This window comes from Pirellulaceae bacterium, assembly GCA_029243025.1.
Lineage (GTDB): Bacteria > Planctomycetota > Planctomycetia > Pirellulales > Pirellulaceae.
Genome location: JAQWSU010000049.1, coordinates 112,438 through 127,930, shown reverse-complemented (window position 1 = coordinate 127,930; position 15,493 = coordinate 112,438). Strand labels below are relative to the sequence as shown.

Genomic DNA, 15,493 nt, shown 5'->3' with positions numbered 1-15,493 from the left:
CACTTTGCGTTGTAAAGCTGTTGGCTGAGAGTCTACGGAATCATGAAGATCATTCGAGCGGCGGCGTTAGGGATGTGTTTTGGGGTGAGGGATGCGTTGCAAATTACTAACGGGGTCTCGGAACCGAGCCAAGTCACAATTCACGGCGAGCTTGTGCACAATCGAAAAGTCAACGAACGCCTATCGAAGGCTGGGTTTCGCCAGACACCGGAAGATAAACGGCATGAGACAATTCAGACTCCCCGCGTTTTAATTACCGCGCATGGGATTAGCCAGGTAGAGCGACAGCGATTAGCGGATGCTGGTAAAGAGGTGATCGATACGACCTGCCCTCTTGTGGTTCAAGTACACAAAGCCGCCTTGGAGTTGCAGGCGGAGGGGCGTCATATTTTGTTGATTGGAAAGGCCGGGCATGTGGAAGTTCAGGGGGTCGTGGAGGATCTGGATTCATTTGACGTAATTGAATCTGCCAAACAGGTTAGAAGCTATCCGAGTGAGAGTCTCGGGATTGTTTGTCAAACAACCATGCCGTCGGATACGGTGACCGAGGTCTGTACGCACATTCAACTTCACAATCCCCTTGCGAATATTCGCTTTATCGATACGGTTTGTGACCCCACGAAACGCAGGCAGCGAGCGATGGCTGAGTTATTGCAGCAGGTGGATGCGATGGTTGTTGTCGGCGGCCACAATTCGAATAATACTCGGCGACTAGTGGAATTGTGTCATGAGAAGCTAACGCCCGTGGTCCACGTTGAGGATGCGAGTGAATTAGAGTTCGCGTGGTTTGATGACGTCGCGGTGGTCGGCCTGACAGCAGGTACGTCAACGCTCGATGAAACGGTTGACGGTGTGCAGCAGGTGCTCGAAAAAATTGCTGCTAGTCAGAAAGAGCAAGGATCCTTGGCATGAAAATTCGATGGTTGCCTGACGCGATGCGTAACCCTCCGAAGTTGGATGTCAGCCGGGTGCCGAAAATTGTGTCGCCGCGACGGGCTTTGCTGATCAATCCGTTTTATCCCAAAGACCCGCATGCGAGTTTTGGTAAGCACGTGTTGACGCCGACGCTTGCGTTGACGAGTGTGGCGGGTGCGACGCCAGCCAATTGGAAGGTGGAGTATTGGGATGAGAATCTATTGCAGGGGCCGCCTCCCTCGGAACCGCTTCCGGAGGTGGTTGGGATTACGGTTCACCTGACGTTTGCCGACCGGGCTTTTGAGTTAGCCCGCTGGTATCGCGAACAAGGTTCCAAGGTCATTTTGGGGGGGCTGCATGTTATTTCGTCTCCGCACGAATGTGCCCCACACGCGGATTCCTTGGCCATTGGCGATGGCGTTCAATTGTGGGCGCAGATCCTGCAGGACGTCGAACAGAGAAAGTTGCGTCCTGTTTATCGAGCCGCTTTTACGCATCCTTATCGTGATGATCCGGCGCCTCGTCGCGAATTGTTGCCACGGCGCAGCTTTTTGACGACGACCAGTTTGATTGCGACGCGTGGTTGTCATAGTCGCTGCGATTTTTGTTATTTGTCGACAAAGGGGCTTCACATGCCCTACCTGATGCGGGATGTCGGACAGATTGTTTCCGAATTCGAGGCGGACAACCAACCCTACGCTGTCTTTACCGATAATAATCTTGGGTCAAAGCCGGAATATTTGAGAGAGCTTTGTCAGGCCCTGAGGCGGCTTGAAAAAATTTGGAGTGCCGCGGTTTCGATCGACGTGACCGATGACCCAAGTCTCGTCCGTGAAATGGCACTGGCAGGTTGCACTGGGGTGTTTGTCGGCTTTGAATCTCTGAATGATTCGAATATCCACGATGCCCGCAAGAAAAGCCCTTCGACCGAGGACTATGCACGCCGTGTTAGCTTGTTGCATGACAATGGGATTCAAGTGAATGGCAGCTTCGTATTGGGATTCGATCATGACGGGCCCGACGTCTTTGATCGGACGATGGACTGGGTTGAAGGCAATCGGCTTGAGTGTGCCACCTTTCATATTATGACGCCCTACCCTGGCACGCCCCTTTTTGAGCAGATGGAGTCAGAGCAGCGTTTGCTGCATAAAAGTTGGGATTTGTACGATACGGCGCATGTTGTCTTTCGACCGAAACGAATGTCTGTTGAACAGTTGGCGTCCGGTTATGAACGATGTTACGACCGCATTTTTTCGCATGCTTCCATCTGGCGACGGCGCCCCGATGACTGGAGCAGTGTGCCGCCGTATCTTGCCATGTCCTATCTCTATAAACGTTCGAATCTGTTTTGGCATTTTTTGATCAAGAATCGAATGACGTCAACTGTCTGGAGACCCCTCGTCGAGGTCACACGACGAAGGCATGTTGCGTTTCGAAAACGGCTTCTGACGGATTCGGATAGGGTGCGTCGCGGACCTGCAGTCATTTCTGCGGGTGTCTAGCAGACGTCTTGGGTGGAGAGAGATCCGCGTAACCGCTGCCGGTGGGCAGATGTCAAGTGTTTATAAGGGGCTTCAATCGAATGAATCAGAAATCAACGCTTGTGATTTTGACGGTGTTTGCCGCGGCCATGGGCTTGCTGGAAGCTGCGGTTGTGGTTTACATGCGGCAGTTATATTACGCTGCAAATCCGTTGGAAATCTTTCCTCTGCAATTCCTCAATTCCTACGACACCGTGTTAGAGTTGAGTCGCGAAGCGGCTACCGTCGTGATGATCCTGACCGTAGCCCTGCTGGCTGATCGCTCCACGAAGACACGAACCTTCGCCGCATTCGTTTTTGTATTCGGGGTTTGGGATCTGTTCTATTACTTCTGGTTGAAGGTGTTGATGGATTGGCCTCAATCCTGGCTCGAATGGGACGTGCTATTTCTTATTCCCAGCGTCTGGTTGGGACCTTGGATCTGTCCCGCGCTGATTGCGATACTCTTTGCCGCTTGGGGCTTCTGGACGCTTCGTTCACCGAGCAGTCCAAGTCTCAGGCCCAAGGGGGTTCTGGTGTTTGTGTTGGGGGCGGGGCTTGGTCTTGCTTCCTTTCTGCAGCCTGCAATCGGCGTGCTGGTCGAGGGAGGATTGGATGAATTGACGCGTTATACTCCCGGTGATTTCGCTTGGGGCCTGTTCAGCCTGGGCTTTGTGTTGATGGCCATCGGATTGACGAGAACACAGGTTTCCGTGAATCCGGCTACGTCAATTCGCGCCCAAGGACGGTTGACGACGCGGTAGTGAGAGAATCGCCGGCTTGAGTCAAATACTGACTGCTCACCGCATGAAAACTTCTACCTTCGCACTCCAGCGATCATCCTAGCTTGCGAAGATCGGACGTTCTGGGTGAAGACTGGTCTGGGTCTTGAAGAACAGATCTGGGGTGAGGGAACGGAATGATCAGGCTGACGTTCGCTGAGAAACGACGGACGGGGGCAACGGGGGCGGTCCGTTTTGAGCATTCGCTTTTCTGTGTTTAACTTCTTGAACGTTTCCACGGTGATCGGGTGGCGAAACATCGCGATTTGCTGACGTGGTTAATGAAATAAAACATGTCGAGCAAAAAAGTTCTCGGTTTCCCCTTTTCTTTCTTGATGCGCTGACTAGTTACGCCTATGATCTGAGCACAGAAGTTTCCTATAAGAATCCTTTCGAGATAACGGCGAGAACGCTAGTGAGAAACGATAGAGGACGTGTTCCCCACTCTTGCACGGGCGAGGGTGAGGATTACGTCCTTTTTTCGTAGATCCTAAAGACGGTGTTTTCGCCGTTGTCATATCGAAAGGAAAGAAAGATGGTGTTGAATTTAAAGCGTTTTGGTGCGGTCTGTGCGATGGTTGCCGTGTTGGCGACTTCTGTGAGTGCCGAGGTTGTAGGGCCCGGACCATTTGTCGTCGATGAGCCCGGCGCAAACGTCCAGGTTGATACGCCGACAAACGGCGACAACGATCAATCTCGTCAAAACGTTGACATTTCCTACAACACACTGCTCCAACCCGGAACCTATTCCGGAAGTGTTTGGAGTTACCGCGCCGGCCAGACTGGAAGCGTGATCCCGTATCTTGCGATCTCCAACGGCGAGCATTCTTACGAAATCGTTGCTGTGGGTGACCAAGTGGATATCGACGACGCAGGTTTGGACCTGAATGTGACCCTGCCTTTTGGTGGCGACTCGTTCGTCCTTGACACGGCCAAGGAAGTCTTTGGCGGAATCGTCAACCCCACGGGAATCGGCGAACAAAACCCGATTTACACCAATCTCAACAGTGGCGGCTTGATGGATCACGACAACAACAACGATGGCAATTTGAGCCCCCCGGTTGTCGGTGGTACGGTTGATGGTCTTGGACACACCAATCTTCCTCGCTCGTACGCTTTTTCGATTAATATCGTTCCAGAGCCATCTTCCGTCTTGCTAATCGTTTTGTCGGGCCTGTGCCTCTTGCCGCTTCGACGTCGACGACGTTAGTTCTCTGATGTGCAACGCGAAAATACGAAAACTACCCGCAGTAATGCGGGTAGTTTTTTTTGTGATCCCATTCGCGAGCCAAGGGGATGGTCGCTAGGTCCAAACTGCGATGAATCGCCTTTTCTTAGCGTTCTTGGCTGCCGTCTATCAGTTGCCGAAGTCGCTGGGCTCGTTCGCGACGCTGGTTTTTGGATTCGGGATTTGTTTCGACCTCGGCGGCAAACTGATAATAGTAGGCGGCAGTGTGCGGCTGTCGGGCCAGTAATTTGGCGGCAACGAAGTCGGCGAATTGAGCTCGTGTGGCTGGTTGGGTAATCCAGGTTCCCAGAAGTGGGGCTGACAATGTCCTCAGTTCGTGGTCGGAGAGATCGACAAGTTTTGCATCTTGCAAGAAGGTTGTAATTGGGAACGCTCCTCGATAGATACTGATAAGGTGCCCGTTTTTATCTACCATGAGGCATAGCGGAACGACAAAATTTGGAAAGCGGCTAAATAAGGCGTTTTGGAAATCGTTCAGGAGGTCAATGGATTCAGCGGATGCTTCAACGGATGGAAATGGGAAATTGATTTCCTGTAGGAAGCGACTACTTTTCCGTTGGTGGGGAACGGTTGTCGTGTAGGTGGCAGTTTTGGGGCCATCGAGACAGACTGCTAGGATGTCGAGCCCGGCTGTTCGGAACTCTGCCTCGTGTTGGGCAAGCTCTTTAAACTCTTGACGGCAATTGCTGCATTCGGGAGTCCAGAAAAGGATAAGTGTGGGCTGTTTGGTTTGCTGATCCCTGCTCGGTTTCGTCTCCGAGATGCTTTCAAGCAGCAGGGGTGGCAGGGGAATTCGACCGGGTAGCACGATCCGGGCGGCTGCAGTTGGTTTTAGTGTAATCGGCTTTTGCGGAGACAAAGCGATTGTCGAGCGGGGATTCAGCTTTTGGGCACTGCCTGCACCCTGAGTAATTTGGTAGCAGCCACCTGCCGTTACGTCTGAAATTGTTTCGGCCTCTGCTCCCGGCCAAAAGATTGTGAGTTGTTCGATCGTTGCCGTTCTGGGTAGGCCGAAATGAATTCGTTTCGATGATTGAGACAGGAATCCATCCCCTGCTCGTACGGAACGCAGCAAGGAATAGGTCCGATTGGCTTGCTGAATTGTCAGTTGCACTCGCGCTCCAACAGCGTCGCGATTTGAGCTGGTACCAATCAATCGAAGCGACAAGTGGTTGGCTGAGGGCGCAAGTTTGTCTGTCGAATTAAGCATTAAACGCAGGCGCGGAGCGGTGCGATTTCGTAACCACAGATCAAGATCCCCATCCTGGTCCCAATCGACGACCGCAATGGCACGACCATCATCGGGGAAATCCAATCCGGAGATTGCAGACGCATTAGAAAAACGAGCTTCATCCATCAGGGATGAATCGGTGCCATTCAGGAAAACGCAGTTGCGTTCGTTGCCGCTCCAAGAGAAACCTGAGCGGACGAGTTTGAGTGTTGCTCTCCAGGAGTCTGCGTAACTGCGGACCGCATTGGTAGTTCGCATGTTAGCGGGCGAAGGCGACACGACCTGCCGCCAGTAAAAACTTCACAAATCGTCTGCTTTTTGATTTGAAATATAACCATTGGCGACCACCAGATCCTGTCGGCCGTCATTGTTTAAGTCGGCAAATTTTGATCCCCAAGCCCATCGCCCCATGGTGACGCCCGCCATTACACTTACGTCGCGGAAGGTGCCATCTGAGTTGGCCGTGAATAGCGTGTTTCCGCGAGCCATGCGTTGAATTCCAGCCGAACTGTCAGCGCTGTGTCGGTCAACAAACTGGCGTTGGTAGGTGATTCGATTGCCAGCTGCGGAAAACATGTTGCCGATATAGAGGTCCATACGGCCATCTTGATTGGCATCGCCCCAGTCGACGCTCATGCCCCCTGCCATGTCTTCTACGCCTGCTTCAGCGGCAATGTCGCGAAACTTTCCTCCTTGATTCTGATAAAGGTTGTTACGACCAAAGTCATTGGCGACGTAAAGGTCCATGTCGCCGTCCTGGTCGAAGTCTTCCCACGAGGCGGCGAAGCTGAATCGCTGGTTGTTGGTGTCCAATCCGATCGCTTGTGTCACATCAGTGAATTGAAAATCGCCCTGGTTTTGCAAGAGCAGATTACGCCCGCCATTATTAGCGTCATGGTAGGGAATCGGGGCTGCTGCCTCGAAGCCGCGCTCTCCTTGTTTTGATTGGCCCGGGCCATAAGTTGTCAGATACAGATCCAAGTCACCATCATTGTCGTAGTCAGCGCTCGACAAAGATTGCGTCTCGGGTAGATTGGGAATTGCCGATCGGATGGTGAAGACGCCTTCTCCGTCATTAGCGGCGATGATCAGACCCGCGACAGTGGCGGTCACTAAGTCCGGGTCACTGTCGTTGTCCAGATCGATCAGGAGTGCAGATTGGGTTGACTCAAGCCAGTCCACGCCCGCCTTTCGGGAGATGTCTTTCGTGGTTCCGTCCGGCATCTGAAGGAAAAGCCGATTCGGCAAGCCACCTCCGTCGCAGAGGAAAAGATCTTCTAGACCATCTTGATTAACGTCTCCAATTGCGAGGCCATGATGACCATAGAGGCTCATATCATCGATCGCGCTCAAGCGATCGCACCAATGGTCCATGCTGCGGAGCGATTGGGTCGCAAAAGCTTGGAGCACCTCGGCTGAGCCTTGGCTCATGGTTGAGGGTGTGACATCTGCGAATAGTGTTTGGTCGGCCGTTGCCAGTGTGGCGATTTCGAAGTCGGTTAGACGCAGTGCGAGTAGCTGTACCTCGTTTGCATTTTGTTCCCAAAAACTATCGCAATGAAACGTGAGTTGTTCGATCGAGTCTGCTAGCTTCCGCACGAGTTCAAATCGAATGCGGGCAGATGCGCCGGAGTCTTGGAGCTGAATGTGCGTGACCTTAAAGCTGCAGCGGTCGACCGTTCCTCTTTCGCTTGTATTCAGCAAGAGAGAGAATTGTTTGGCGAGCGTGTCCGTGGTTGTAAATTGATCGAAGTTGTCGGGCAGGCGATGAATGCTGAACGGTTCGTCGATGGGAACACGAAGGAGAGCATTTCTGGAAAACACGGTCCCGATAAAGGGCTCCGCCGTGATATTGGCAAGCGAGCTGTCGTTCGGTCCTCCGGTTTGGAGATGTTGTTTGACGATCGCTAGGCGTTTGCCAATTTCCTTCGTGACGACCTCACTCGTCCAACCGGCTGCATTCGGATCCAGCAGCTTGATGTGTTGGTCGAGCGTGGTCAAAGTGTTGGATTTTGGCAAGGTATACGTCGAGTGACCCGCGGGAGCATGCTGTTCACTGTCAGCGGCAAATCGCTTGCGAATTGCCGCGTCCTCTGCGCCCGGATCACGAGGTAGAATGGTGTACACCCAATAGCCCAGTAGACAAATGCCAAGGAGGGCAAGTAGCTTGGTGCCAATGGGTCTGCGTTCGTTTGATTCAGATGTTGATTGCGTCATAGGGTTGGCAATTGGGAGTTGCCGCGAGCTTGGAATGGTAGAGGTGCAATTAGATGAAGTTGGACAAGCCAAGTATCGCCTATTTTTAATTGTACTTGGAACTGATTGGGGGGGAGTCTCATCACCAAAAAATGTCAATCACATGTTGTTTTACGCGATTTATTTTCGTCGGTACGGTCTTTTTAACCTGACAAGCGATTGGATCTGGGGGGAATAGGCCCGCGTCCAGCGAATTCCTGGAAACCATGCGCTAGAACAAAAGGAGGCCAAATGTCAGGTGAACCGCTTCAGTCTGTGATGGCAAGAGTTGTACAAGCGACCTAAAAAAAGGATGTCGCTGTGCGATTGTCCACTGGTGAGTTTTTAGTTGTAGGGTCGTATTCGTAGGGAGAAAAATTATGACCGTCGAGCAGTTAGTGGCTTTTTTCGGCTGGTGTACGGTAGTCAATGGACTCGTGATTCTTGTTTGGGGGTTGGCAATCATGACGATTTCGCAGCCCTTGTCGAAGTTACACGCCCGAATGTTACACGTCAGTGAAGATCAAATGTTGTCGTTGTATTTGCAGTGGATCTCACAGTACAAACTGTTGGTTCTGGTGTTCAATTTGGTCCCTTATGTGGCGTTGAAAATTATGGTGTCCGGTTGACCCTCGTTGAGATGAATGTTGTGCAGGCTGTCGCAAACCAATCGAACGACTGGTTGGATCCCACTTCATCTCATCACGGCGTGGGGAAAGAGCCATGACGTGAGTATGGCATGACGTGAGTATGCCAGCGAGAAGATTTCAATCGTCGGCAGGTTCGTTGTTGATGGTTGTGATGAACAGTTGTTCTGCAGGGACAGTCTGCTTTGACAGATCGACTAAATGCTGGTGATGTGTGAAGAAGACGACCTGGGTGCGTTGTGATAGTTCGGCGAGGACTTGCAGGCTCGCTGCTGCACGTTCATCGTCGAAATTCAACAATACATCATCGACGATAAAGGGGATAGGTTCGTGTCGGTCGAGCCAGCTTTCTAAACTGGCTATTCGAAGGGCCAGATAGAGTTGGTCGCAGGTCCCGTCGCTCATGCCTGAAACGGATACTCCCTGGTCATTGACGTCTCGAACGCCGGTCAGAACAGGCTCGCCCGTGTCACTGAAATCAGCGCGAAGCTCTCGAAATGCCTTTAATGTTGTATGCCGGAAAATCTCACTGGCTCGACTAAGGACTGGCCCTTGATGTTTCTTGCGATGTTCCTCAATCGCTGAATTTAAAATTGCTGCACAAATTCTCAGCTTGGCTAGTTCTTCCACTTGGCTCTCAAGTCTCGCAGCAATGCTTTCTCTGGTCGCCGCATTAATAGCGGCACGCGAGCCTCCATCGAAGCTTTTTAAGGCAATCCTTTCGGCTTCAATTTCGGCAATAACGGCGTCGCGGTTGAGTCCGGTTTGTTCCAGTCGTTTGTCGAGATCAATGATTTTCGGCTGGAGGGAATCGATATCACATGCTTCCGCTTCTGCTAGGAATTGTTCGAAGGTTGCGCCGCCGCTTTGACCACTGATCAGATCTTCAAGTTTGTTGACGGCTTGTTCGAGATCTCGGCGTTGTCTGGATCGGATGGCTGCGTTGGACAGATGTTCGTATGATTTACAGCCAGCTTGTCGACACATTTCATCTAAGGATGCTTTGAATTCAGAGATTCGATTGGCCGTGTTCTGTAGCTTTTCCTGTTGTTTGTTTCGCTGTTGTTCGAGCGAGCTGTATTGTTCGCTTTTAGCGCGCGCTTCCTTAAGTCGAATTGAAAGCATTCCCACAGCTTCCTCGACCTCCTTGTTAACGAGTTCAGGTGCGGTGCGTCCCACCAACGTTAGCACATCGGTGTCGAAATCCTTGGCATCACGATCGATTCCTTCAAGTCGGACTCGGTATTGATCCGCATCCTGATATTTTTGAAAAAGACGATTGATATTTGAGAGCACGCTATTTGCCTGAGAAGGCATTGCGTCGTTATCGAGTCCGAGGCTGCTCATCTCCGATGACCAGAGCAGTTGCCATTCGGTCAGCTGGTGTTCAGCATTGCGGAATCGTGATTCGGCATCTGCGAGCAGTTTTCGATGCGATTCGAGTTCCGTTGTGAGTTGTTCGAGCAGGTTCCTAGACCGTTGGATCTCCTCGCATCGACCGGATGCTAGGTTCAAGACTTCTCGCAGCGAGCTGTAGCTGTTTGATCGACTGGGATCGACCTTTGAAACCACAGCGGCTAATTGGGTAGTCATGCAGTCGATTTGGCTGCGTAGCTCCGTAAGCTGGCTCTGCTTGGTACGTGTCTCGGTAGCTGTGTGGACGAGAAGTTGTTGATTACGGAGCCAGTCTCGCATTTCGAGTGGGGAGAGCGGCGCAATACCGATTGGTTGCCAGAGTTCATGCCAATCTTCCTCTGACTTCGCCAGTTCCCGTTCTTTCTGGCTGAGATGATTTTCGAGTTGCTCGGTCTCTGAGAGAAGTTGCTCCATATCAGCTTGGATTTTGGCTTTTGTGGCCACTCGGTCGGCGTCCAATCTTAATTGGTCTGCGACTCGATCCGCCTCTTCAACACTGCGTCGATAGGCGTCCGTAATATTTGTCGGGTGGTTAAAGAGGTCCATGAATGCCGCGATGTCACTGCTGGGCTGATTGTTTGCCTCCCATTTCGCAAGTAGTAGTTTCCAGCCTTGTTCGCGCAGTTGTCTGGCGTCTTGCAATTCTTTCTCAGTGGGGACGGGTTGCCCCATTTCAAGTTGTTTTAATTGAGCTGAGAGTTGGTCTCTTCTTGTGTTTTTTTTGTTGCGTTCGTGGCCCAATGTGGCGAGTTGTCCGTTTTGGTCCTTGAGTTGCTCGGAAGAGCGTTCGATTGTCGCCAGGCTCGGTACGGGGAGTTTTTCGAGTTCCTCAAGGTTTCCCGACCACAGTCCTAATTGTTTCAGTGCCACAGTCGCTTGATCTTGGAGTTCACGAAACTCAAGGGTTGCGCGATCGAATTGTGCTTCCAGATCTCCCTCGTTTTGGAAATCTCTGACCATCGTCTGCAAGTCGGTCACATGATTCGGGATTTCAATCTGGGAGAGTCGTTTCTCGATTCGCTGCATTTCACAACGGATTGTCTCGCCTTCGCGCCGAGTTGAATCCACATGTGCGATAAGCCCTTCCTGTTGATTGCCCAAATTTTGGATACGCACCGTTTTGTCGGTCGGAATCCGTAGGTCTTCAATCGTGGACAGGTCGGGAGCACGGCCGAGTTCGCGTAAGATTTCGGTGGCTTCGCTCTCAGCCAGTTGTCGTGCGGTCTTCAGCGACGGGCGATCGGACATCGCTTTCCGGTATCCGCCCAGGCGATCTCGCAAGCCTTCGGCAACATCGGATTCTTGGAGTAATTGGGTGGGGACAACTAATGTCGAAAGTTCGTGATTGAGTGTCGTAAGCGTTGTTTCTGCGTCCGTTTGCTGTTGCTCTGCCGTCCTCAATTGCATGAGAAGGCCATTGCTTGCTTGGTCAAAGTCGATGGGCAGTAGAGGTGCTTCGGCAAGTTGGGCGAGATCTTCTTTCGCCTTTTTTAACTGTCCAATGGCCTGGAACGAATCGCGAATCCGAGTTAAACGGTTCTGTTCTACCTGGTCCGTCGCGATACTTTGATCGAGAGAATCCCTTTGAGATTGGGTCGCTCTAAGATTCTCTTCGTGGTGTTTCCAGGTGTCGACAGAAGCCAACGCCTCCTTCACTTGTGTTGTCGCTGCTTTAAATTCTTTAATGTTCGATGCGATCGCACCGCTTCGGCCGCTTTTCTTTAAGAGGGAATCCATCTCGTCATGAATGGATTTCTGGATCGCTTGTAAATCGGCTAAGCCTGCTCCTGCGGCAAACAGCAATTGTCCGATCTGTCCATCTCCCTTGACAATCTCTTCGCCCCCCTGCCTCAGGCGTTCGTGGTCAATGCCAAACATCATGTGGAATAGATCGCGATCGACATTTCCTAGGAATCGAGCCAATTGGTTTTCGTGCAGCGGTGTCGAATCATCGCCTTGGAAAAGCGAGTTCTTATTCGCTTTTCGCCGGACAAGGTTCAAGACAGTGCCGTCGCTGTGTTGTAGCTCGGCAGCGATTCGGAGACGCGGATAAGGATGCTTGAAATTGTCAGGGGTTCGTGAGTGAATACCATAGAGCAGGTCGGTGATAGCGCGGAGAGAAGAGCTTTTCCCCGCTTCATTCGAGCCGTAGACGAGATGCAGCCCATGATCTCCGCCAGAAAGATCCAGGTGGGCGTTCGTGAACGGACCGAAAGCCTGCAGCTGAACGGTGAGGAATCTCATTCTTTACTCCCCGTTCCGAGTAAACGGCTAAACAGCATCGGTTCAGCCTCATGCAGGATTTCTTGGATCCAGCCGGGATCATCCGGGCGGGCAATCGTTTTGAGTTCGGCAGGTAGTTTTTTTATCACATCCGAAAAATTAAATTGCATTTTCGCCAAAATGTCGGGCTCGGAATGGGCCCGCTGGAACAGGGCACGGAGCTCTCCCACCGCATCGTCCGGGATTTCAGTTTCCGCCGACCTGCGGTTGGGTTCGGAGGTGCGCAACTTGATCTTCTCTATCCACACATCGCTCTTACCAACATCGATGGCCAACGATCGGATTTCGTTTGTCCAGTGATCCTTGCGAGCATGCAAGCTGCGGTGGACTGGCGTGTTCCCGGTCAATTCAATTCGTAACGCGAGTAAGCGGCCAGCGGCTTGAACATGGCATGTCTCGATCTGACTCGCTACCAGATCCAGTACCTCGTCAATCGTCTGCGCTTCTTGAAGGTCAACGCTGGCGAGTTCCCAACGCAAAACATCCATCGCTTGAAAATCTACTTGCAAGGATCGATCATCATGAACCGAAACAATCAAACAGCCCTTTGGACCCGTCTCGCGTATGTGGCGACCCTGGATGTTGCCCGAAAAAGCAATGAGAGGTTGGTCGGAAAGTATTTCGCGGATGTGAATGTGACCGAGTGCCCAATAGTCATATCCTTTGGCTTGCAGTCCTTCGATCGAGCATGGTGCGTAGCGGTCGTGGCCTTCACGTCCTGTAGCGCACGTATGAAGCATACCAATATTGAGGTAGCCGGATTTGGCAGGTGGGTAGGCCACGGACAGATCATCATGAACTGCAGCCGTGGCAAAACTTTGGCCGTGTATGGCGACATCGAGTTCCGGAATCAACGCTGTTTCCGGCTGATCGGCGGAGAAGAAAGTTACGTTTTCAGGAAGTTTTAAATTGCGTGTGATTCGATTGGCCGCGTCGTGATTCCCGGATATTAAGTAGAGTGGGATCTGAGCGTCGCGAAGACGCCTGGCTTGTTCAACGAAATACATGCCAGTGTTGTAGTCTCTCCAATCGCCATCGTAGATATCGCCCGAGATCAGTACGAAAGCCACTTGTTGGTCGATTGCCGTGTCCACGAGGTTCGACAGGGCCCGGCGAACAGCGTCGCGGATCTGTTGGATGGGAGCGCCTTCGTATTGCTCCAGCCCTCGTAATGGACTGTCGAGATGAATGTCGGCAGCGTGGATGAATTTGAACATCGTGAATTCACTCTTTCGTTGCTTGCCAGCGAATCCGGGCTCGCTGCTCGTGTTGATCACAGCGATTGGCTCGGTCACGCTGTAATCGGCTCCATCGTCTTCCGTTTCAACATTTCAGGATTTCCACGGGTCTGAAACGCCTGGTTGAACATCAAGTCGGCTCAATTCTGCAAGGAGTTGACGATCGATCTCCGTGACAAGTTTTTCGGGGAAATACAACGATTCGTCAAGGTGTTCCGAGCAAACGTTGACAGCGGAATGAATTGCGAATTCGATTTGTAGAAGGCGTCGAGGCAAGGTTGTGATTATTTATTTGTATTGGTCATCGAGTTTTTGTTTTTTTTTTGCAATCTGGCTCGCTAATCGCTTACATTGTCTCTTGTGCAAGTTCAAGTTTTTGCGATGAGACTTTAATGTGCAGGAACTTGGTGTGACAGTTGGTTTAGGCCGTCCTTGTTACATTTTGCGAGGTTTTGTCAGTGACCTACGCGTTTGGAGGTGATGTGTCAGATGATTAGATCAAGTTTGATATGGCAGCTATGTTTTGTAGTAATCGTCGGACTCATGATAAATACCGCTTCGGCACAATCCGTATTGATGTTGGTTGCTCCAGGAGCAGGTTGGCACGTCGATGTCGATCTTGAGCTTGCCGACCTACTGGAAGCTGATGGGTATGATGTCACGGTGCAAGCTGTTGACGAAGTGCCCGGCGAAGAACAGGCTGACTTAGCCGAGGAGTTCGACGTCGTCTATATAGCCGACTCCTTGGGCTCCACATCGGTCCATGATGGCGTCGATATTTATCTCAAGGAAAGCCCCGTACCTGTGATTGCGCAAGAAGCTTACATGTGGGACGAAGCGCAGTTGACTGGACGACTCATCTATGAAGATTTCGGTGACACGTTTCAGGCTGTTGAAGAATCTGTCTTAGGGGCATTTACCGAACTTGATATTGTCAATCCGAATCATCCCATGGCCGCAGGGTTGAGCGGTGCTGTGAGTGTCTATACGGACCCATACGGATACAATTACGGATATGTTCCCGAAATGGGGACCGATGTAGATGTGATTGCGACGATACCCGGGCAGCCCGAATACGCCACCCTATTTGTTTACGATCAGGGTGATGCGCTTGCCGAGGAATTTGTCACTCCTGGCATGAGGATCGGGGTGTTTCTTGGGCAGAATGTCGTCTCAGAGGATTTTGGTGGCGATGGAACAAATAATCGCTGGGATCGGCTGACGGAAGACGGTGTTGCCTTGTTTAAAGCCGCGTTTGGCTACGCATCAGGACGACTCACTGCCGGGCCCACAGGCGATTATAACGGTAGCGGCGATTTGGATGCGGGAGATCTCGATGTCCACGCTGAGTACGTACGCAGCGGTGACCCAGCCGGTGATGTCAACGGCGACGGGTCGACGAATTTGGCCGACAGACTTGCCTGGGTGAAGGATCTACAGGGTTCATGGGTTGGTGATTCGAATTTCGACGGGGAATTCAACAGTGGTGACTTTGTCACCGTCTTTACCTCCGGTAAATACGAACAGGGTCCGACTGCCACTTACTCCGAGGGCGATTGGAACGGCGATTCGCAATTTGATAGCACTGATTTCGTGACCGTGTTCTCGGCTGGTGGATATGAACAAGGTCCGAGGGCGATAGCAGTTCCCGAACCATCGACTTGGGCGTTGTTGCTAGTCGCGGCTCTCGTCAGTCTGGCAGTTCGCCGGTCGCCGAAAAACATCTGAAATCATTTGCATTTGATTTCAGTGGTAGTTTTAAGACTTCCATTTTCGCTCAGCGCAAATGCTGGGCGGAAATGGAGGGATTGGCCAGCCAGATGTTCATGAATCGATCCGCGGACATTGCGACATAGCGGGTCGCACGATGCGCTACCGTAACCCAGAGCCTAGCAATGATCGGCGCTCCATGCTTCGAGGGAGTGTTACTGCGAGCCTGCCAAGACCCGCGTGAGGTCCGCCGACGAGTCTGCAACC

11 protein-coding genes are annotated in these 15,493 nt (G+C 51.8%); 7 read left to right on the top strand and 4 right to left on the bottom strand.

Annotation, left to right across the window (positions count from 1 at the left end):
• The first annotated feature begins 42 nt into the window (after positions 1-42).
• The 4 genes from ispH (at position 43) to P8N76_24205 (ending at position 4,427) form a co-directional block, all read left to right on the top strand.
• Positions 43-912: a 4-hydroxy-3-methylbut-2-enyl diphosphate reductase gene (gene ispH, locus P8N76_24220; protein ID MDG2384797.1), complete on the top strand. Its 870-nt coding sequence runs from the start codon at positions 43-45 to the stop codon at positions 910-912.
• The gene (locus P8N76_24215; GenBank protein ID MDG2384796.1) at positions 909-2,417 is read left to right on the top strand and encodes a radical SAM protein; all 1,509 of its coding nucleotides are present in this window, start codon (positions 909-911) and stop codon (positions 2,415-2,417) included. The genes ispH and P8N76_24215 overlap by 4 nt, the downstream gene beginning before the upstream one ends.
• 80 nt (positions 2,418-2,497) lie before the next feature.
• On the top strand, positions 2,498-3,199 hold the full coding sequence (locus tag P8N76_24210) for a hypothetical protein (GenBank protein MDG2384795.1): 702 nt from the start codon (positions 2,498-2,500) through the stop codon (positions 3,197-3,199).
• A 553-nt stretch (positions 3,200-3,752) separates the two neighbouring features.
• Positions 3,753-4,427 (top strand): PEP-CTERM sorting domain-containing protein, encoded by a 675-nt coding sequence (locus P8N76_24205; protein ID MDG2384794.1) that lies wholly within the window; start codon positions 3,753-3,755, stop codon positions 4,425-4,427.
• A gap of 124 nt (positions 4,428-4,551) precedes the next feature.
• Here P8N76_24205 and P8N76_24200 read toward each other — a convergent pair whose 3' ends face one another.
• Both P8N76_24200 and P8N76_24195 read right to left on the bottom strand, forming a co-directional pair.
• Entirely contained in the window at positions 4,552-5,955 is a 1,404-nt protein-coding gene (locus P8N76_24200) for an ASPIC/UnbV domain-containing protein (GenBank protein MDG2384793.1), read from the bottom strand.
• 42 nt (positions 5,956-5,997) lie between these two features.
• A complete protein-coding gene (locus tag P8N76_24195) occupies positions 5,998-7,914 on the bottom strand; it encodes a VCBS repeat-containing protein (GenBank protein ID MDG2384792.1) in 1,917 nt (638 codons plus the stop codon).
• 34 nt (positions 7,915-7,948) lie between these two features.
• On the opposite strand from P8N76_24195, the gene P8N76_24190 reads away from it, so the two are divergent.
• On the top strand, positions 7,949-8,131 hold the full coding sequence (locus P8N76_24190; protein ID MDG2384791.1) for a hypothetical protein: 183 nt from the start codon (positions 7,949-7,951) through the stop codon (positions 8,129-8,131).
• A 181-nt stretch (positions 8,132-8,312) separates the two neighbouring features.
• On the top strand, positions 8,313-8,561 hold the full coding sequence (locus P8N76_24185; GenBank protein MDG2384790.1) for a hypothetical protein: 249 nt from the start codon (positions 8,313-8,315) through the stop codon (positions 8,559-8,561).
• Between the two features lie 138 nt (positions 8,562-8,699).
• Here the strand turns inward: P8N76_24185 and P8N76_24180 are convergent, their stop codons facing one another.
• Together P8N76_24180 and P8N76_24175 are read right to left on the bottom strand one after the other, a co-directional pair.
• Positions 8,700-12,239, bottom strand: a complete 3,540-nt coding sequence (locus tag P8N76_24180) for an AAA family ATPase (GenBank protein MDG2384789.1) — start codon at positions 12,237-12,239, stop codon at positions 8,700-8,702.
• Entirely contained in the window at positions 12,236-13,573 is a 1,338-nt protein-coding gene (locus P8N76_24175) for a DNA repair exonuclease (GenBank protein MDG2384788.1), read from the bottom strand. The genes P8N76_24180 and P8N76_24175 overlap by 4 nt, the downstream gene beginning before the upstream one ends.
• 486 nt (positions 13,574-14,059) lie before the next feature.
• Between P8N76_24175 and P8N76_24170 the strand changes: the two genes are divergently transcribed.
• The gene (locus P8N76_24170) at positions 14,060-15,244 is read left to right on the top strand and encodes a PEP-CTERM sorting domain-containing protein (protein MDG2384787.1); all 1,185 of its coding nucleotides are present in this window, start codon (positions 14,060-14,062) and stop codon (positions 15,242-15,244) included.
• The last annotated feature ends 249 nt before the right edge of the window (positions 15,245-15,493 follow it).